Origin of the sequence: Flavobacterium sp. W21_SRS_FM6 (genome assembly GCF_052119645.1) — a bacterium.
Classification (GTDB): domain Bacteria; phylum Pseudomonadota; class Gammaproteobacteria; order Enterobacterales; family Alteromonadaceae; genus Paraglaciecola.
Genome location: NZ_JBGQOM010000001.1, coordinates 613,863 through 631,431 on the forward strand (window position 1 = coordinate 613,863; position 17,569 = coordinate 631,431).

The 17,569-nt window shown below is 42.8% G+C and carries 22 protein-coding genes; 12 read left to right on the forward strand and 10 right to left on the reverse strand.

The window, feature by feature from the left end:
• Positions 1–41: 41 nt before the first annotated feature.
• Complete coding sequence (locus ACEN2L_RS02725; protein WP_441741607.1) at positions 42–1,082, forward strand: agmatine deiminase family protein; 1,041 nt, start codon at positions 42–44, stop codon at positions 1,080–1,082.
• Positions 1,079–1,987 carry a carbon-nitrogen hydrolase gene (locus ACEN2L_RS02730; RefSeq protein ID WP_306021273.1) on the forward strand — a complete coding sequence of 303 codons (909 nt, stop codon included), beginning with the start codon at positions 1,079–1,081 and terminating at the stop codon, positions 1,985–1,987. The genes ACEN2L_RS02725 and ACEN2L_RS02730 overlap by 4 nt, the downstream gene beginning before the upstream one ends.
• A gap of 107 nt (positions 1,988–2,094) precedes the next feature.
• Here the strand turns inward: ACEN2L_RS02730 and ACEN2L_RS02735 are convergent, their stop codons facing one another.
• The 4 genes from ACEN2L_RS02735 to ACEN2L_RS02750 all read right to left on the reverse strand — a co-directional run bounded on the left by ACEN2L_RS02735 (position 2,095) and on the right by ACEN2L_RS02750 (position 3,710).
• Positions 2,095–2,481, reverse strand: coding sequence for a DUF2306 domain-containing protein (locus tag ACEN2L_RS02735; RefSeq protein ID WP_306021272.1), 387 nt, complete (start codon positions 2,479–2,481; stop codon positions 2,095–2,097).
• A gap of 147 nt (positions 2,482–2,628) precedes the next feature.
• On the reverse strand, positions 2,629–2,895 hold the full coding sequence (locus tag ACEN2L_RS02740; RefSeq protein ID WP_441741608.1) for a hypothetical protein: 267 nt from the start codon (positions 2,893–2,895) through the stop codon (positions 2,629–2,631).
• Positions 2,896–2,904: 9 nt separating this feature from the next.
• Positions 2,905–3,285 (reverse strand): phage holin family protein, encoded by a 381-nt coding sequence (locus tag ACEN2L_RS02745; protein WP_441741609.1) that lies wholly within the window; start codon positions 3,283–3,285, stop codon positions 2,905–2,907.
• A 68-nt stretch (positions 3,286–3,353) separates the two neighbouring features.
• The gene (locus tag ACEN2L_RS02750; RefSeq protein ID WP_441741610.1) at positions 3,354–3,710 is read right to left on the reverse strand and encodes a DUF883 family protein; all 357 of its coding nucleotides are present in this window, start codon (positions 3,708–3,710) and stop codon (positions 3,354–3,356) included.
• Positions 3,711–3,936: 226 nt separating this feature from the next.
• Between ACEN2L_RS02750 and ACEN2L_RS02755 the strand changes: the two genes are divergently transcribed.
• The 4 genes from ACEN2L_RS02755 (at position 3,937) to ACEN2L_RS02770 (ending at position 5,501) form a co-directional block, all read left to right on the forward strand.
• Positions 3,937–4,200: an MFS transporter gene (locus ACEN2L_RS02755; protein WP_441741611.1), complete on the forward strand. Its 264-nt coding sequence runs from the start codon at positions 3,937–3,939 to the stop codon at positions 4,198–4,200.
• Positions 4,201–4,308: 108 nt separating this feature from the next.
• Positions 4,309–4,458, forward strand: a complete 150-nt coding sequence (locus ACEN2L_RS02760; protein ID WP_441741612.1) for a hypothetical protein — start codon at positions 4,309–4,311, stop codon at positions 4,456–4,458.
• Positions 4,433–4,606 carry a hypothetical protein gene (locus tag ACEN2L_RS02765; RefSeq protein WP_441741613.1) on the forward strand — a complete coding sequence of 58 codons (174 nt, stop codon included), beginning with the start codon at positions 4,433–4,435 and terminating at the stop codon, positions 4,604–4,606. Before ACEN2L_RS02760 ends, ACEN2L_RS02765 begins: the two co-directional genes overlap by 26 nt.
• An 88-nt stretch (positions 4,607–4,694) precedes the next feature.
• Entirely contained in the window at positions 4,695–5,501 is an 807-nt protein-coding gene (locus ACEN2L_RS02770; RefSeq protein WP_441741614.1) for a substrate-binding periplasmic protein, read from the forward strand.
• Here the strand turns inward: ACEN2L_RS02770 and ACEN2L_RS02775 are convergent.
• Together ACEN2L_RS02775 and ACEN2L_RS02780 are read right to left on the reverse strand one after the other, a co-directional pair.
• Positions 5,498–5,929, reverse strand: a complete 432-nt coding sequence (locus tag ACEN2L_RS02775) for a DUF3859 domain-containing protein (protein WP_441741615.1) — start codon at positions 5,927–5,929, stop codon at positions 5,498–5,500. The two genes, ACEN2L_RS02770 and ACEN2L_RS02775, sit on opposite strands and share 4 nt — an antisense overlap.
• A gap of 322 nt (positions 5,930–6,251) precedes the next feature.
• Positions 6,252–6,860: a glutathione S-transferase family protein gene (locus ACEN2L_RS02780; RefSeq protein WP_441741616.1), complete on the reverse strand. Its 609-nt coding sequence runs from the start codon at positions 6,858–6,860 to the stop codon at positions 6,252–6,254.
• A 170-nt stretch (positions 6,861–7,030) separates the two neighbouring features.
• Here ACEN2L_RS02780 and ACEN2L_RS02785 point away from each other — a divergent pair, with 170 nt between their 5' ends.
• Entirely contained in the window at positions 7,031–7,399 is a 369-nt protein-coding gene (locus ACEN2L_RS02785) for a DUF2237 family protein (RefSeq protein ID WP_306020334.1), read from the forward strand.
• 6 nt (positions 7,400–7,405) lie between these two features.
• Here ACEN2L_RS02785 and ACEN2L_RS02790 read toward each other — a convergent pair whose 3' ends face one another.
• Both ACEN2L_RS02790 and hemH read right to left on the reverse strand, forming a co-directional pair.
• Entirely contained in the window at positions 7,406–7,822 is a 417-nt protein-coding gene (locus ACEN2L_RS02790) for a DUF4112 domain-containing protein (protein ID WP_441741617.1), read from the reverse strand.
• Positions 7,822–8,901, reverse strand: coding sequence for a ferrochelatase (hemH, locus tag ACEN2L_RS02795; protein WP_306020336.1), 1,080 nt, complete (start codon positions 8,899–8,901; stop codon positions 7,822–7,824). The genes ACEN2L_RS02790 and hemH overlap by 1 nt, the downstream gene beginning before the upstream one ends.
• A gap of 265 nt (positions 8,902–9,166) precedes the next feature.
• Here hemH and ACEN2L_RS02800 point away from each other — a divergent pair, with 265 nt between their 5' ends.
• From ACEN2L_RS02800 to ACEN2L_RS02815, 4 genes are read left to right on the forward strand one after another with little or no spacing between them, the layout of a single operon-like run.
• The gene (locus ACEN2L_RS02800) at positions 9,167–9,709 is read left to right on the forward strand and encodes a hypothetical protein (RefSeq protein ID WP_441741618.1); all 543 of its coding nucleotides are present in this window, start codon (positions 9,167–9,169) and stop codon (positions 9,707–9,709) included.
• Between the two features lie 8 nt (positions 9,710–9,717).
• Positions 9,718–11,478, forward strand: coding sequence for an OmpA family protein (locus ACEN2L_RS02805; protein ID WP_441741619.1), 1,761 nt, complete (start codon positions 9,718–9,720; stop codon positions 11,476–11,478).
• Positions 11,479–11,499: 21 nt separating this feature from the next.
• Positions 11,500–11,991, forward strand: coding sequence for a Rab family GTPase (locus ACEN2L_RS02810; protein WP_306020340.1), 492 nt, complete (start codon positions 11,500–11,502; stop codon positions 11,989–11,991).
• 1 nt (position 11,992) lies between these two features.
• Positions 11,993–14,146, forward strand: coding sequence for an EAL domain-containing protein (locus tag ACEN2L_RS02815; RefSeq protein ID WP_441741620.1), 2,154 nt, complete (start codon positions 11,993–11,995; stop codon positions 14,144–14,146).
• Between the two features lie 301 nt (positions 14,147–14,447).
• Here the strand turns inward: ACEN2L_RS02815 and ACEN2L_RS02820 are convergent, their stop codons facing one another.
• Complete coding sequence (locus tag ACEN2L_RS02820; protein WP_306020343.1) at positions 14,448–14,834, reverse strand: DUF1304 domain-containing protein; 387 nt, start codon at positions 14,832–14,834, stop codon at positions 14,448–14,450.
• 211 nt (positions 14,835–15,045) lie between these two features.
• On the opposite strand from ACEN2L_RS02820, the gene ACEN2L_RS02825 reads away from it, so the two are divergent.
• Positions 15,046–16,236, forward strand: coding sequence for a class I SAM-dependent methyltransferase (locus ACEN2L_RS02825; RefSeq protein WP_441741621.1), 1,191 nt, complete (start codon positions 15,046–15,048; stop codon positions 16,234–16,236).
• Positions 16,237–16,255: 19 nt separating this feature from the next.
• Here ACEN2L_RS02825 and ACEN2L_RS02830 read toward each other — a convergent pair whose 3' ends face one another.
• Positions 16,256–17,497 carry a leucine-rich repeat-containing protein kinase family protein gene (locus tag ACEN2L_RS02830; protein WP_441741622.1) on the reverse strand — a complete coding sequence of 414 codons (1,242 nt, stop codon included), beginning with the start codon at positions 17,495–17,497 and terminating at the stop codon, positions 16,256–16,258.
• Positions 17,498–17,569: the final 72 nt, after the last annotated feature.

Sequence of the window (17,569 nt, forward strand, 5' to 3'; positions counted from 1 at the left end):
TTTTTTTGAATTGGATGGATTAACATTTAATGACTAGTGCAATGCGATTATTACCAGAGTGGGCAAAACAAGAGGCAGTCATACTTGCGTGGCCTGACGCAGATACTGATTGGCACCCTTGGCTCAGCACAGTTCGCGAGGTTTACATCAATATTATCGCAGCGTTAAACGCCGCAAATACTGGTGTGCTGTTGTTGGTAAAAGAACATGAACTGGCGGCGTGTAAAGCCTTATTACCCCAAGATGGCAAAGTATTGCTTATTGCCACTGAATACAATGATACCTGGGTCCGTGATTACGGTTTTCTGAGCTGTCAAAGTGAACAAGGCATGCAACCGGTAGAGTTTCACTTCAACGGCTGGGGACAAAAGTTCGATGCGCGCAAAGACAATGAAGTGAACCGAACAACGTTAGCGCCTTTGTGCCGGCTGCCTTTAATTTCAGTGGATCTCATCGCAGAAGGTGGTGCATTAGAAATAGATGACAATGGCCATTTGTTGTCCACACAATTTTGTTTAAGCAATCCGAAGCGCAATGGCGATCTATCTTTCGAGCGTTATACTGACATTTTCAAACAAGCACTTGGCGCAACGAAAGTCAGTATTTTTGAACATGGGCATTTAGAAGGTGATGATACGGATGGCCACATCGATACCTTGGTGCGCTTTACCTTACAGCAAGGGCTTGTAATTCAATCAGCATTTAATCGTCCTGATGACGGACATTTTGCTGGTTTAGCGGCCTTAGTAGATGAATGCAAAGCGGCACTCCCCCAGCATCAGGTATTTGAATTACCCTTACCGGCAATATACAACGCTGAGGGGGACCGCTTACCCGCTTCGTACGCAAATTATCTGATTTGCAATCAACATGTGCTGTGTCCGGTCTATCAACAGCCTGAAGATACGCTTGCCATGACCATTATGCAGCAAGCTTACCCAGATTTTAAGATTGTGCCGATTAACTGTTTGCCCTTAGTGCAACAATTTGGCAGTTTGCATTGCATCAGCATGCAAGTGCCCGTTAACACGTTAAAACCTGAGATTATCAGTCGCTTAAATGAGGGAGTAAGCCAACTATGAGCAGAGGTACCGATAAAAAAACCACCTTACGAGTTGGTTTAGTTCAGCAAGCCGTCGCCAATAACGATAAACAGCTAAGTTGGCAACGCAGTAAAGAGCAAATTACAGCACTGGCAGAGCAAGGTTGTGAGCTTGTCATGCTGCAAGAGCTGCACAGTACCTTGTATTTTTGCCAAATCGAAAATACCGATTTTTTTGACTTAGCTGAACCTATCCCAGGCCCTGCCACTGACTTTTTTGCTGCATTGGCGGCAGAACTAAATATTGTGTTAGTAACCTCTTTATTTGAAAAGCGTGGATCTGGTTTGTATCACAACACCGCCGTGGTGTTTGACCGTAAAGAGGGCATGGTAGGCAAATACCGAAAAATGCATATTCCGGACGATCCTGCGTTTTACGAGAAGTTTTACTTTACCCCTGGCGATTTAGGCTTCGAACCTATTCAAACTAGTGTTGGTAAACTAGGCGTTCTTGTATGTTGGGATCAATGGTATCCAGAAGCCGCTCGATTAATGGCCATGAAAGGGGCTGACATGCTGTTTTATCCTACCGCCATTGGTTGGGATCCGCTCGATACTAAAGAAGAACAAGAACGTCAACATGGCGCATGGCAAACTATTCAGCGCGCCCATGCAGTTGCTAACTCAGTGCCGGTTATAGTGGCTAACCGCACCGGCTTTGAAGCCTCGCCGATTGAAGGTGATGCAGGTATTCAATTTTGGGGGCAAAGCTTTATCGCTGGCCCACAAGGCGAGATACTGGCGCAAGCCAGCAGTGATAAAGAAGAGAACCTGGTGGTTGATGTAGATTTGGCACGCACGGAAAAAATCAAACGCATTTGGCCTTATTTTCGTGATCGCCGCATAGACGCTTACGAAGACTTAACCAAACGCTGGAGAGATTAAATACTCGTCTTTTTAGGGCAGCATAGCTGCCCTTTTTTATACTCGTTGAACGACCTGATCACTGGGCGACGATTTAAGGTGCAAAACGCTTTTCCCTATAAGCTCTTTTAGGCAAACAACCACGTATGAAGCATCCGACCTGGCGCAAAGGTAAAACTTCCCGCAATCAATAAGCCCCCTACGTAGAGAGCTATCATATTAATTTTATGACGTTTAATGTTGCCGCTGCGCACCGCAAAATATGCGCTAGGTACGCTATACAAAACCAAAACACTAAATAGGTGGATGTAACCAAAGTGCCCTAAAAATAAAGGCCCAATTGTGGCGGTCATAAATAAGGTAATCACTGCACTAATCAACATCAGCGACATGTATATTTTGCCTAACTGTTTATGAAGAGCACTCCCCTTGCGGCTTATTAGTAAATACGTACCTAGTATAAATGCTGGAAAGATAGTGATTAAGTGTAAATAGCTGAGTTGCAAATAGCTCATTGCTTATGTATCCGAATTGAGTCACAGAGGCATTAAAAAGTGTGACGGATACTTCCACAAAGCGGATTAAAAACAAAGTATTAATTTTTCCGACCTTTAACCGTTAATTAAACCGCGTAGCGTTGCTAAACATTTACCGCGGGGTCTTCAGTAGCGAAATAACAGCCTGAATAGGCTGTGACTGAGCGCCATAAGACGCGGACACTGCGCAGCCAATTGCTGTTGTGCAAACCTTCCTACTAAACCAACATCTGCTTTACCACTCAATACAGACAGGGTGAAACTTCGCGGAAAATGACTAGGTTGTGAAGACCGAGGGGCAATTAAATTAACAATATCGGCACGTTTGCGCTGCAATTTTTGTTGTATCAACTGACGCTGCATGGCGAGAGAGATGTGTTCAGTGTTTCGCATAGCGGGCCCTCATAAATATCGCTCAATAAGGGCAATATCTGCAGCAATTTCTTGTCGAGTTGCAGCAAATCTTTTGGAGCTTTGGGCGCTCAATTTGATAAACCCGTAAAGACAAATTAAAAAGCCTAGAGCGTAACACACACATAAGCCTGCTATGATCCCAAGGCGATACTCTGTGTTCCATACCAATACGATGATCAGCGTACTTGTCAGCAATAAAAAGCACAGCAACAAAATCACAGCAACAAGGATAAAAACACACATTCTTTGTAGGCGACTCTTTTCTTCGGCCCACTCAATCTTGGCCAAGCGGCTATGCAATTCGAGTTGACTAAACGTGGCCTTTGCCAGCCCGCCAAGGCGCTCGACAAGGCCTAATACATCAAGCATAAACACAAAATTGAGGTTTATGCAGGGCCTGTTTTAACTGAACTATCGCGTCGTTAGTCACGTTCATGTTAGTGACGACGAGCTAATAAAAACCCCATTAGCAAACCAATAGCGGCACTTGCACCAATGGCATTCCATGGCCGTTCATGTACGTAATGATTAGTGGTCTCAGCGGCTTTGCGAGTGCGGGTTGAAATACTTTCTCCCGCTTGTTCCATTGACTCTTTTGCGCTGACTATTCGCTGCTGCATTTTTTGCTTTGCTTGGTGTAATTCGTCCCCTTTAAGACCCGTGGTTGCTTTAACTAAATCTTCAACATCGGCAATAAAGCGATGAAACTCTTGTGAAAGGTTTGACTTCACTGTGTCAGCTGCTGAATCAAGATCTTTGCCATTTTGACTTACGTTACTGGGTGCGCTTTGCATAATAGATCCTTTAAGGAGGTTAAATGAATTGTCAGGCCGACAATGCTAAACACATCGGCAGAACACGCGTTTCATTTATAGCTTAGCGCGCTAAAGCTGCTTCATCTGTTCGGCAACGAACATCTGATGTCGTCATTTTGCGCTAATACCTCAGCCCCGATGAAGTGTCGAAACCGAAATCAATACGGGCATTCAACGAGAACGCTTTGCTTTCAAACGCTAGTTTATGAGTCATGCACACAGCGCTAACTTATCAAATGAAACACCAGCAAACCGCAGTTTAATCACGGTATCAGTGGTGCTCTCCAACAACATGCAGCCCCTTGATACCACCATTGCCAATGTAGCCCTGCCCCACATGCAGGGTTCAATGGGTGCTACTCAAGTGCCAATATCGTGGGTGCTGACTTCTTACATCGCTACTGCAGCTATTATTATGCCTTTGACCGTTTTTTTATCGGCGCGCTTTGGTCGTAAACGCCTGTTTTAATGGTCGGTGGTGGGGTTTCCCGTTGCATCGATGATGTGTGGTGCCGCACAAAATCTGACAGAAATTGTACTATTTCGTATATTACAAGGGGAGTTTGGCGCCAGTTAAGTGCCTTTACCACGATCGGTTTTACTGGATACGTACCCGAAAGAAAAACACGGTTCTGCCATGGACATGTGGGGAGTAGGCGGTTTAAATACGGATAGCCCAGCTGGTATGCACCCCAGCTGGTATGCAAACTATAAACACCTTGGTTAATCAACAAGCCGCCACCCTCGTTTATCTGCAAGACTCTCGTATTATGCTGTGTTTTACCTTAGCTGCATTACCACTTATTTTTCTGTTTAAGGTGCAAGCTCAAAAAAGAAGTGCAATGCCCTGTGCTGATATGTTCAGTCAGCGATAAAACGACTATAGTGATTGTGATTACTTAACACTCAAATAGCAGTCAGGCTAAGCACTTTGCTGCTGTTTTGTCTTAAATAGGAAAACCTGTGCTAATTAATTTGTTGTCAGCGCTCTTATACATATTGGTCGTAACGCTTCCTGTCGCTCAGGCCGAGACGCTTATCCGTTACCAAGACAATTCACAATCGGTTAAGTCTTATTCACCTTATTTTGTAGGCTTACTCAAACTGGTGATTGAACACACCGTTGATGAGTATGGCAGTGTTACCTTTGTTACTTTACCTGTTTCAATGTCAACCGATCGCAAGTTTGCTAGCTTGACATCCGGCTTAACAGACATCATGTGGACCACCACAACGCCAGCCCGAGAAGCGCAAGCATTAGCCATTAAAGTCCCTCTACTAAAAGGCATGTTAGGTAAACGGGTTTTCGTTATTCGCAGACAGGATCAAAGCCGTTTTTCTTCCATAAAAGATCTACACGAATTAGCCAAGCTAACAGCCATTCAAGGCACGGGCTGGCCCGACGTGGCCAAAATGCGGCATGCCGGATTAACCGTTGAAACCATGGATTGGCAGCCTAACTTACATAAACTAGTGAGTGACGGTATTGTGGATTATTACCCACGTTCGGTATTAGAGGTAAGTGATGAATTAAAGGCGCTGAATAATCCACAGCTGAGCATCGAAGCTGATCTGCTTTTAAAATATGACTTGCTGAATTATTTTTTTGTCAGTAAAGACAATACCGTATTAGCGCAAAGAATGACCCTTGGACTGCACAAAATTATGCAAGATGGCTGCTTTGATGCGTATTTCAAAGACTACCCTGGCCATATTGAAGCCTTAGCACTTTTGAACAAACGACGGATTTTTGATTTAGAAAATGATTAATAGCCGCGTCTTTTCCAAAATTGAATTTCACCATCGGCATACTCTGCCAAAACACTGAAAGTGTGCTCAGCAATCACCTTGCCATCACATTCAATAACCATGTGCCAATCGCCTGTTTTATCTTCAATGGGCTCCCACAAGGTGTCGCCTAAGTAAAACTCCCAATCATTATTTCGTACATAAACATCCCCCGTAAAAGGCGCCATGACTTGCCCTTTTTTATCAGGAATATCAGGATGATAAATGGTGTAATCGAGCTTTAAGCCCTTACCTTTCATCACCCTTAAAATAAAGCCGAACTCAATATTAAGCACTGCTGGAATTTTAAGGGTAAAGTCTTTAATCACTGGTAGTTGTTTGGATTTTTCGTTCCATTCTTTGTAAATTCCAAAACTACTCACACTGAAGCTTGCTTTTAATTTTGACATTTAGTCACCCGCCTTCGATAAAAAATTTAAGCAAGCTATGACCATATAAGGTAGAAAAAAACTTATTTTCAATCCTCAAAATTCCTCATTGAAACGTAAGGGTGTTTTTATGGCTTTATTGCGTGTTTTGTCTGTCTCAGTGTGAATGCGTTTCAACACATCAAGCACAGCGGTATGCAACAACCACTCAACCAACAAAACACTACTTTACCAGCATATGAGGGCTTGAATAGACTTGAAAACACCCAGCGCTAAGGTAATGAGACCGAAGGTTTCAAAAACACTTAGGTGGCGCCTTGTTCAACACTCGCTAAAGTAAGAATTAGGCTTGCATACTGGGGCGCTCATTCACTAAGGCGTACCAACGCTTTATATGAATTTGTTCATCAAGGACTTTTATTTTGACTACCCGCGCAAAATCAATTGCACACACTGCGGTAATATCCGCCACACTAAAGTGGTCTCCGGCAATATAGGTATGGATGGCTAATCGTTCTTCTAACACGGCTAAAAACGACTGTGCTTGCTTACCCGCCTCAACGCCATACTCGTTGATGGGATTCATCCTGTCTTTGAAATACCCGGTAGTGTGCTGAAAACACATGCCAACCTGCATAAATAGATGTAACTCAACAAAGCGCTGCCACATGTCAATCTGCGCTTTTTCTAGCGCCGTACGTCCCAGCAGCGGTGGCTCAGGCTGTACTTCTTCAAAATAACGGCAAATGGAATGGGTTTCACTGATACACGTACCATCATCCAGTTCAAGAATCGGAATCTTAACCATGGGATTTTTAGCGCGCATCTGAGCAGATAAGTTTTCACCTTTTGCTATATCCACTTGGACGTATTCCATTGGAATATTTTTTTCAGCGAGAAATATTCTTACTCTTCTAGGTGAGGGTGCAGTGTGGGTTTCATAAATTTTCATTATGCGTCCTAAATAACTGGTCAAGGTTTTGCTTTGATTTTAAACAATACTCTATCCATAGCAATGCGCTTTGCCAACCAATGATTTAGCCTTTGCAAAACAAGAGAGAATTGACTCGAGCCAAACAACCTGATTTAGTACGCCCCTTGAAATCACAGTGAGCAACAATCATGGCTAATGAGAAAAACGTATTAGGTGGGCCACTTAAACTCTGTTGTGGTAATGGTGGTTTTACCCGAGAAGGGTTTTGTTATGTACCGGCAAGTGATCATGGAAACCACAGCGTCTGCGCAATTATGACGGATGACTTTCTTCTTTTTTCAAAAAGTCGAGGGAATGATTTAAGTACGCCAATACCACAGTACCAATTTGCAGGCCTAAAGGCTGGTGATAAGTGGTGTTTGTGTGCCGCGCGTTGGCAAGAAGCCTTTAATGCGGGCAAGGCGCCTCAAGTGATATTGTCAGCCACTAATCAAGCGTGTTTAAACACCGTCAAACTTGCTGATTTGCAAGCCCATGGCGTTATTGAAACCAATTAATCAGCCTTACAGTTGTTTATCTTGCCAATCTTGTAACTGTTGTTGGCTATTGGCTTTAATAGCTCCATGTTGCTGGCTCACCCACCAACGTTCCATTATTCTGACATTTTTCTGATTGGCCCGATAAAACACATCGGCAATGTCGCCTAAAAACGGAATCAAACCAATGATGAAGTCTAAGGCGACATTTTTAAGCATCTGTGCCTGCACCAGCCTTGGTAAACCCAACTGCTTGGCGTAATGCACTATTTTTAACGACAACAACAAAGAAACAAGGTCTCCTGCGAAAGGTAGCAGGCCGATTAAAAAGTCCAGACCAAATTTAAATTTGGTAAAGGGTATGGTAATGGCATTATCCAGTAAGTTAGCTAACTTTTGTGCTTTGAGTAAACTAGCTGGCGCCTTTATCGAAGACAGACTCATTATCGTTGCGCCCCTAAACGTTGGGCTAATTGCTCTCGTTGCAAGGTATCTTCATCTACTGACCATCCCTGAATATTTTGCGCCACTAGTTTTGCCAGCAAAGCAATGTGCTGGGGATCACTGTTTAAGGCTTCGATATATTCATAGCGCTCACCGCCGGCATGCATAAAGTACTCACGATTTTCTTCGCCTATTTCTTCAATTGTTTCTAAACAATCTGAAGAAAATCCCGGACATACCACTTGAATAGACTTTACGCCTTGTTGAGGCAAGCTTTTTAAGGTTTCGTCTGTATAAGGTTTTAACCACTCTTCACGGCCAAAGCGAGACTGAAAAGTCGTTAAACATTCATCTTTCGTGAGTCCCAAGTTTTCAGCGATTAATCGAGACGTTTTATAACACTCACAATGGTAGGGGTCGCCATTCAATAAATATCGCTTTGGAATACCATGATATGAAAACAGTAACTTGTCCGCCTTGCCATGCAACTGCCAATGAGCCCGAATTTTATCTGCCACGGCTTGAATATAGTCGGCGTCGTCATGGTAGTGGCTGACAAAACGTATATCTGGCAACCATCTTCTGTTTACCATGCTTTGGCTTAGTGCATCAAAAGTTGACCCCGTCGTAGACGCGCAATATTGCGGATAAAGCGGTAACACCAGTAATTTTCTCACGCCCGCCTGTAAAAGCTTGTCTACGCAACCCTCAACGGATGGAGAGCCGTACCGCATGGCATAATCAACAATCACTTTGCCGCCGTATTGTTGCAAAATGGTCTCTGCTAAGGCTGCAGCTTGGTTTTTAGTATGCACTAATAACGGCGAGCCTTGTTCGGTCCACACCGTCGAATAGGCTTTTGCTGAACGTTTAGGGCGAATATTCAAAATCACTAAATTAAGGATCATCCACCAAATGAGTCGCGGTACTTCTACCACTCTTGGGTCTGACAAAAACTCTTTTAGATAGCGTTTTAAAGCCACTTTATTGGGCGCATCAGGCGTACCTAAGTTGGTAATAATGACACCAATTTTATCTTCTTGATGGTGGGTGAAATTAGGGCTGCCGCGATATTTCATAATTGAACTCTAACAAAATTAACTAGTTGATATGGTACGCGATTTTTTGACTTTTAGACTAGCGAATTACAAACACTTCGATTTTCTGTATAGAAATGGTGCCCAGCGTGCCAATCAATTGCAAGCTCATGACTGACTTCAGCATGGTTTATATACAATAAAACACCACAAGCATCACAAAGCGCTTAAATCTCAACCGATTCTGTGAAATGATAACCAAACTTCAGAAATTGAATTCTACCCATTGTCAGCAGAGGAATGCCGCATGGCAAACAAGCACAGTAGCCAATCGCAAGACCAAGAGAATACTCACGCCCCAGCAAGTGAATTGGATACATTAAGGCACATCATTTTTGGTGCCGCTAAGGCAGACTTAGAACGAGGTTTGAGTGAATTAAGTGAACTCACCAGCCTGCATTTTCAAAAGTTAGAACAGCAAATGTCTCAGCAGATGCAACAATTGCAAACGACTATGGAAGACGGCCTGCACCGACTAGAACAACAGCTTGCAGTAGCGGATCAAAACCAAGACAAGCGTTCAGACGAATTGAACGCCTATGCCGATAAAATCTCCTCTGAATTAGAAATGGCAGAAGCCAATAGTAAACAAGAAAACGATGAATTACATCAACGACTCGATAAGGAAATGGCCTTGTTGAGTAGTAACTTTAATGAGCAGTTGCAGCAAGCATTAACTAAACTCAACCAAGTATCCAGTGAACTCAATACGAGCAAAACCGACCGTAAAACCTTAGCAAAACTGCTTAATACCGTGGCAACTAATTTAGAAGCGGATGAAGGTGAATAAGGTTTCAAATGTCCAACGCATCTGATGATAAGGACCTATCTGACGACGAACAACAAATGCGGGTATTACGTGATTTGTTGCTTGGCGATCACTACGTCAAACAAGCGTTAAAAGCTAACGCTCGCGAAGTCGTCAGCGATGTATTTTCTGAAGCATTGTATGATCGCCAGCAACGAGACGGTTCCGTCAACAACGTCATTCTTCCACTGGTTGAAAAGTCAGTTGAACATTCAGTTGCCAATCATAGTGAACAAATGGTGGGCGCCTTATACCCCTTAGTAGGTAGCTTGGTACGTAAATCAGTCACGGCATTTATCACTGACTTACTCGAAAAAACTAACTCTTTAATTGAAAACAGTTTTACGCTCAAAGGCATCAAGTGGCGCTTTAAAGCACGCCAAGCGGGTGTTAGTTTTTCACAATACGTCGCTAGCCAAACTTTTGCTTTTCGGGTTGAGCAGGTATTTTTAATCCACCGTGAGACCGGCTTACTCCTCAACACTATCTCATCCGGTTTACAGGCAACCGCAGACGCTGATTTAGTGTCTGCTATGCTCACCGCGATCAACGACTTTGTAGCTGACTCCTTTACACCACGATCGGATAAGGGTGAACAACAACTCGATGTAGTGAAAACCGATGACTTTACGTTGCTGTTAACCCAAGGTCCGAGCGCAATATTAGTAGCAGCCATTAGCGGTAATGTGCCGCAAAAAGTGGCGAATCAAATGCAGCTCAGTTTAGAGGAAATTCACCGTTTATTTGGCCGTCAGTTAACACAGTTTAAAGGTGATGCAAGCGTATTCATTGATACTGAGCACCAACTTAGGGCCTGTTTATTAGCTGAACTAAAGCCTCAAACCCAACAAGCCAAGAAGCGTCCTTGGTTAGCTTGGGGCTTGTTGATATTCCTGACGTTATTTACTACTTACCTGTGCGTAAAACGCTGGCAAGCACATGAATTACTAGCTGCCATTAAAGAAATTGATCAGCAGCCAGGCATTGTATTACTTGATGCTTATATTCATGATTTTTCGAGGGTTAAATTTTCGATATTACGCGACCCAAGCGCTATCACAATCGATAAGTGGTTAAGCCAAAACCAGCTCCCTGAAAACCTTATTGATCACAGTGAACGGGCCTATGCATCGTTAGATCAGGCCATTATTCAACAAAAAGTAAACAATATAGTCAGCGATTTTGTAGGAATCGAAGTCGATTGGCAAAGCCAGATCGCTATTTTTAGTGGTACCAGTACCAATTTAGCTAAATTAAGATTGCAAACAGAGCTCAGTAAAGTGGTTGGCTTGAATTTTCAGCCGCAATGGCTAGAGCCGATAAGATTGAAGGGGGGTGAATCGAATGCGGCAGATGATCCCACCATCATTCGCGCGATATTAGATCTGAATATCGCAAAATTAGAACATAATTTCATTACCTTTGAGCAAGGTCAGAGTACACTTTCTGAACAAGCCATAGAAAAACTGCTTGTGCTTAAGGATGAGTTTAATAACCTGCTTTCTCTTGCTCAAGGCCAAGGTCTCTCTCTTGGTTTGATCATAATGGGCGCCAGTGACCCAAGTGGTAGCAACACATTTAATAAAGCCCTTAGTCAAAAAAGAGCGGATGCAGTACAAAACAAGCTTCAAGAATTAGGTATTGCTCGCAACCGACTCAATGCGATAGGACTGGGCGTTATCGAATTAAAAACATCTGGTGATGGCGCTAGAAAAGTATTATTTAATGTGGTGTATTTCGATGCCAATTAACCTGAATAACGTAGGACGATCATGATTCAGAAAAAAATATGTCTGCTTGGTGCCACAGGAGTGGGAAAAACAAGCTTGGTAAAACAATATGTAGAAGGCATTTTTTCTGAAAAATACCTCACTTCAATTGGGGTTAAGATTGATAAAAAAGAAGTCGAGGTAGTTGAGCAAATCGTACAACTTATGTTGTGGGACATTGAAGGCATTGACCGATACTGCGGTTTTCAAGCTAAGTATTTACGGGGCGCATCTGCTTATATATTGGTCACTGACCAAACTCGCTCTCAGTCCATGACAGAAGGCTTAGAAATTCAAGCCTTGATTAAAGAAGTGGCTGACATTCCAGGTGTATTAGCCATCAACAAGGCTGATCTGCCCGCTACCTGGCATTGGAGTGAGAATGAAATCGATCATATAAAGTCACAGTTCGCTTTATCATGTATAACGAGTGCCAAAACTGGCGAAGGTATAGAAAGCATGTTTGCCAGTTTAGCGGCCTTATTGGTGGATTAATATGGATATCGAGCCCTCAATATTACACGCATTAGGTTTAATTGATTGTGCGGTCTTTGAACGCCTGAAAAGTGGCCAATTAAAAGCGCGTTTCGTTGGTGTCACATGGTTAGCTAAACTGATGCCTGAAGCGAGTAACAACGCTACATTTACCTATCAACATGGCTGTGCTTATTTGGATGATTTTTTGCTGGACGCAGAAAAATTTTGGGCTAATGGCCAACCCGGTAAAATTAAATCTGGTATTTGGCGAGAGCAAGTTGCCCAGCAACTCCTTTATTTAGAAGCCTATGCCGCCGTTGTAAAGGGCGTATCTTATCTGGTGATTTGCAATGTTGAAAAAGAATATCAACGACAGCAGCAAACCTTGCAAATAGCTCGAGAAACCTTATTTACCAACGATAAACTTGTTGCGCAACATGATCATGCTTTTGAGCGAATTGCCTCTCTCGTGGCTAATTCAGGTGACTCGTCACAAGCAGCGGCTCCCTTAAAGAAACTCTTACAACAAACAGAATTAGGCGTGGCGATTTTAGACGAACACCTCAATCTTCTAAATAGCAACGCAGCCTTGGTTCATATGTTTGACTCAGGCGACAAAAAACAAAAACAAGCGCCAGAAATCACCTTGTTGCAACTATTTGAAAGCCAGTATCCTGAATATCAACGAGTATTTTCGACCAATAGTCCGTGGTCAGGAGAGTTGTATTGGTTAAATGCAGCAAATGGCAGTAAATGGTTTAAAGTGTCCATTCACCCAATTTGCCATAGTGAAAAGCAACTGACGTATTGGATGCTAAGCATCAGCGATATTAGTCAGTTAAAATACTTACTTAAACGTAATCAAAAGCTGTCACAATTTGATGTGCTAACCGAACTGCCTAATCGTCAGTATTTTTGGCAGCAACTCAACCAGCAGATTAAAAAAGCGCGACCGTTTTATTTGCTGTACATAGAAATCAAACAGTTTAAGCGAATCAATGAACTACACGGGCACTTAGTGGGTGATGTCGTCATTAAAGACCTTGCGTTGCGCCTCAGGGCCACCATCAGTAGCGAAGATACTATAGCACGCATAGGGGGAACTGAATTCGCATTAATCATGCACAACGACAACGCCTTTGGCCCCATCACGACACTTGAACGCAGTCGTTGTCAGCAGCTGGCCAGTGAGTTAATTCAAGCGGTCAGCTTGCCCTTCTATACAGAACACGGCCATCAATGCGAAGTGGGTTTAAATATTGGTGCAGCAGCTTATCCTATGGATGCAGACCACTCAGAAGATTTAATGAAATACGCCGATTTAGCCATGTTTGAGGTGAAGAAACAGCAAAAAAGTAACTTGCAGTTTTATTCAAAGGCGCTCAAAGATGCGTCTCATAAGCGCATTGAACTTGAAAGCGCTTTGCGCAATGCCTTAGATAAACAGGAATTTGAACTTTATTTTCAACCCATGTTTGATTTAACCAGTGGCGCTATCACTAAGGCAGAAGCCCTTATTCGCTGGAATAGACCTCTTTTTGGTATCATCCCGCCAGATGAATTTATTCCCCTAGCAGAACAAACCGGCCTTATTGTTCCCATAGGTAAATGGGTCATTAAAGAAACCTGCGCTAAATTGGCGCAGTTACAAGCCAAAAATATCGCGATTAAATTATCGATTAATCTATCGCCTCGCCAAGTTAATGACAGGCAGTTACTCGATTACATCGTCACTTGTATTGATACCTTTGCTATTTCAGCGCAGCAGTTAGAACTCGAGTTAACTGAGGGCGTTTTGGTTGATAACTTTGTGAAGGTGCAACATTTACTCAATGAAGTACGCAAACTAGGCATAAGTGTCTCTATTGATGATTTCGGTACGGGCTATAGCTCGTTGAGTTACCTGCAGAAATTGCCCATCGACCATCTAAAAATTGACCGCTCATTTGTCAGAGATTTAAATAACAATGAGAACGACAAAGCCCTAGTTCTGGCCGTGATTGCCATGGCCCATAGCCTCAATCTTGATGTCATAGCAGAAGGCGTTGAAACAGAACAACAAAAAGACTTTTTACAATTGCATCATTGTAATACTGCACAAGGTTATTTGTTCAGTCATCCGCTGCCATTTGCGCAGTTAGCACATTTACTCAGCCAACAAAAAACGATCTAAACGCCTGATTCATGTGAAAAAAAGAGCATTCAAGATGAAAAGCCGAGCAGTTAAGAAAAATTTATTGATGATCGGTAAAATGAGATCAAAATTGTAAGCCGGGAATCTTTCCAAGCACTTCCAATTGCTGAAGTACAACTAGGCTATGTTAACTTGCCCCAGCGACGCCAAGACAGGGCTTATGGTAGATGGGTAAATACAAAACCATCGACATTCCCTTTGAACAAAAACAATAATGCCAGTCAGCTTAACTGACTGGCATTACACTCAAGATGCTTTTTCGGTTTAATTTATAACGTGTTTATGAAAACAATCTTTGCTCGCCAGCCTTGCGTCCCTTACTTTTCATTACAAAAATAAGGGCGATGAAAGCAGGTAATGCCTGAACATACACAATAGTCATTTTTACGCTCAAACCACCCACAATACCGGCTCCAATAATGGCGAGTAAAAAGAAAATTTTCACTCCATGGTTAGAAGCCAATAATCCCCACATAAGGCCTACTGCGAGAATTCCGTTGTAAAAACCTTGATTAAAAGCCATTACTTGTGAACTTGCTGCCGCTTCTGCCGTCATATTAAACACTCGTAAACCGATTGGTGCGTCCCAAAAAAACATTTCTACGGCCATAATGGCAAAATGTAAAAGCGCAACAAGTAGTGTAAATAAACCAGCAAAAAACTTCATTCAGGGTCCTTTTTTTTATAATTAGATAATAAACATAGTGGGCGATTTGGTAACAACTTGCAACGCTGATTTTTTTGCATGGTTATCTAGCTAAATACCATACTGTACATTTTCTAGCTCAGGTTTTTTATTCATGATGATCTTGTTACACGTCGGCCTTTAGGCGTTACAATAGCCCATAAGTTCACTTTTACAGTTAAACAATATACTCATGCCCCAACATAGCCCTATTCGTAGCAAAGAAGCATTTTTTACCTCGTTAACCCAGCTTTTTGAAGACAAGAAAGTCAGTAAGCTCTTGCTAAGTAAAAATCGCGGTAGCGATAAAGATTTGCAACGTATAGTGGTGCGCCCAGTGTTGCTTCGAGAACAGGCCATGCTGTCATTTGTGCTAAGTTTTAATTCGCGAGATATCACTAAAAATTATACCGTTAGTGACGGGTTGGCGGTCGTACATGCTTACCTTGAAAATGACTTTAGAGCCGCCCACGTGTATACCAACGAAGAAGAGATACAATTAGAGTTGAGTAAAAAAGGCAAAGCCAGCATACGCATTCATCAGGTTAAAACACCACGAGCCGCGCCAATTAATGAAGAGCACAATAAACAAAAACATCGCTTTGTAGAATTATCTCGTCCCTATCTGCAGGCTCTTGGTGTGACGGATAACGAACATCGTGTTATCCCTTCAATGTCCCGTAAGTGGAAACAAATTAATAAGTTCATCGAGGTTTTCAGCCAAGCGCTAAGTCAATCCCCTTTGGCTGTTGATAAAGCCATGCAAGTTGTTGATTTTGGGTCGGGCAAGGGATATTTAACCTTCGCAATTCACGATTACTTACACCATCACTTGGCAACAGATTCTCAGGTTACAGGGGTAGAGTTACGCGCACAATTGGCTGAACTATGCCAACAAGCAGCACAAAATCTCGAACACAAGGGCTTAAACTTTGTGTGTGGCGACGTGAAAACCCATGCCCCACAACACACTGACGTGATGATTGCCTTACATGCCTGTGATGTAGCGACCGACTACGCCATTCACTACGGTATACGGGCTAATGCTTCTATCATTATGTGCTCACCTTGTTGTCACAAACAAATTAGGCCGCAAATGCACAGTCCTGATTTACTTCAGCCTATGTTGCAGTTTGGTGTGCACTTGGGTCAACAAGCAGAAATGGTAACCGATTCGCTTCGGGCCTTATTGCTAGAGGCTCATGGTTATCAAACTAAGGTGTTTGAGTTTATCAGTTTAGAGCATACCAACAAAAATAAAATGATTTTAGCCACCAAGCGCAAACAAGTAGTAGACAATACTCAGGTCTTAAAACAAGTCGACGCAATCAAACAGTTTTATGGGATCAAAGAGCATTGCTTGCAAACCTTGTTGGGCCAGTAGACCAAGATACGAAGCCAGCCTACCCTTGGCTCATCATACTTAATTGTTTAAACATCGAATGCTCATGGTCTTGTGGCTGACAAATACCTAATAAATCGTCAATAAAGTAATTAAACGCGCGGCGCTCTATCATCTTAATTTTTGCCTGTTGCGGCTCAGTTAACATATGGTATTGACTGGCGGCCCCAAAATCACCAAAGATGATATTCGCATCTTTGTCAAACAAGGTGTTGTGGGCATAAAGATCACCATGACACACCTTCTTATCGTGCATATGCTCAAACACATCTTGCATTTGCATCACTATTTTATGAATGTGTTGAATAGACAAACTAAAGCCGTCGGCAAAAGTGTCTCGGGTACAGGTATCTAATGAAGGTGGCAAACCGAGATTAGTGAAATTGGACGGGATCAACTCCATGATTAGCGCAAGTTGCTCAGGTGTATTCACTTGTGCAATTGGCTTTACGAGAGATGGATGTATACCCACTTGTAAACAGGCCTCAAGCTCATCCTGCGGAAAACCATCACTAGTCATCTCTCCTTTGAATACTTTAACTGCAATATTTTCAGAGAACGACAGGCTTGGTTGATGCCAAGTGCCTCGATAAATTACACCAGAGGCGCCTTGGCCCAATACTTCCCCCAAGGAGTAGGTATCAGGAGCAATACAAGGAACTTGTGTTACATTTTGCGTTGAACGACTAAAAGGGTTGCCCGCGAAAGCAAACCACGCCAATTTAGGTAGACTTAACAGTTGCTCAGGACATTGTGCTAAGTTGTTAGCCGATATTCGAATCAATTCAAGATTATGGGCCTGTGCTAATGTCAGAGGCAATGCGGTAAGCCTATTGCCCGCCAAGGCTAACTTTTGTAAACGGGGCCGTTCGCCAAGCGCATCAGGTAAGGTCTCAAGCAGATTATCGGTGAGTATTAACCACCTTAATTTAGCTGGCAACGCAGCACCACTGACGGTTTTGATCTGATTCGCTTTAAAGCCGATCATTTCCAGATTGGGACACCGGCCTAATACTTCTGGCAAGGCTGTAAACTGATTGTTAGAGGCAAATATAATTTTCAATTTAGTTAGTTGCGCCAACTCACAAGGCAGTGAACTGAGATTATTGTCCGATAAATCAAGCACTTCTAAGGTATCCGCCAAGGATAGAATCTCCATTGGAAATTGGCTTAGATTAGCGGCTAAGGCCAAACGGCTTGTGCCTGTTAAATCGCCGGCTTGCAGTTGCGCAAGTGTGTGCATGCTAGATATCCTAATTGTGACTGAGACTAAACAACAAAAAGCGCCCTAAGGCGCTTTTTGATTTTTTTAATA

Coding starts and splice junctions, on each gene's coding strand:
- ACEN2L_RS02775 (WP_441741615.1), bottom strand. CDS start 5,929: ATGTCAAAATTAAAAGCAAGCTTCAGTGTGAGTAGTTTTGGAATTTAC.
- ACEN2L_RS02725 (WP_441741607.1), top strand. CDS start 42: ATGCGATTATTACCAGAGTGGGCAAAACAAGAGGCAGTCATACTTGCG.
- hemH (WP_306020336.1), bottom strand. CDS start 8,901: ATGAAATATCGCGGCAGCCCTAATTTCACCCACCATCAAGAAGATAAA.
- ACEN2L_RS02745 (WP_441741609.1), bottom strand. CDS start 3,285: ATGCTTGATGTATTAGGCCTTGTCGAGCGCCTTGGCGGGCTGGCAAAG.
- ACEN2L_RS02790 (WP_441741617.1), bottom strand. CDS start 7,822: ATGAGTCTGTCTTCGATAAAGGCGCCAGCTAGTTTACTCAAAGCACAA.
- ACEN2L_RS02815 (WP_441741620.1), top strand. CDS start 11,993: ATGGATATCGAGCCCTCAATATTACACGCATTAGGTTTAATTGATTGT.
- ACEN2L_RS02740 (WP_441741608.1), bottom strand. CDS start 2,895: ATGCGAAACACTGAACACATCTCTCTCGCCATGCAGCGTCAGTTGATA.
- ACEN2L_RS02810 (WP_306020340.1), top strand. CDS start 11,500: ATGATTCAGAAAAAAATATGTCTGCTTGGTGCCACAGGAGTGGGAAAA.
- ACEN2L_RS02730 (WP_306021273.1), top strand. CDS start 1,079: ATGAGCAGAGGTACCGATAAAAAAACCACCTTACGAGTTGGTTTAGTT.
- ACEN2L_RS02830 (WP_441741622.1), bottom strand. CDS start 17,497: ATGCACACACTTGCGCAACTGCAAGCCGGCGATTTAACAGGCACAAGC.
- ACEN2L_RS02735 (WP_306021272.1), bottom strand. CDS start 2,481: ATGAGCTATTTGCAACTCAGCTATTTACACTTAATCACTATCTTTCCA.
- ACEN2L_RS02800 (WP_441741618.1), top strand. CDS start 9,167: ATGGCAAACAAGCACAGTAGCCAATCGCAAGACCAAGAGAATACTCAC.
- ACEN2L_RS02780 (WP_441741616.1), bottom strand. CDS start 6,860: ATGAAAATTTATGAAACCCACACTGCACCCTCACCTAGAAGAGTAAGA.
- ACEN2L_RS02785 (WP_306020334.1), top strand. CDS start 7,031: ATGGCTAATGAGAAAAACGTATTAGGTGGGCCACTTAAACTCTGTTGT.
- ACEN2L_RS02820 (WP_306020343.1), bottom strand. CDS start 14,834: ATGAAGTTTTTTGCTGGTTTATTTACACTACTTGTTGCGCTTTTACAT.
- ACEN2L_RS02825 (WP_441741621.1), top strand. CDS start 15,046: ATGCCCCAACATAGCCCTATTCGTAGCAAAGAAGCATTTTTTACCTCG.
- ACEN2L_RS02750 (WP_441741610.1), bottom strand. CDS start 3,710: ATGCAAAGCGCACCCAGTAACGTAAGTCAAAATGGCAAAGATCTTGAT.
- ACEN2L_RS02805 (WP_441741619.1), top strand. CDS start 9,718: ATGTCCAACGCATCTGATGATAAGGACCTATCTGACGACGAACAACAA.
- ACEN2L_RS02765 (WP_441741613.1), top strand. CDS start 4,433: ATGCAAACTATAAACACCTTGGTTAATCAACAAGCCGCCACCCTCGTT.
- ACEN2L_RS02755 (WP_441741611.1), top strand. CDS start 3,937: ATGAGTCATGCACACAGCGCTAACTTATCAAATGAAACACCAGCAAAC.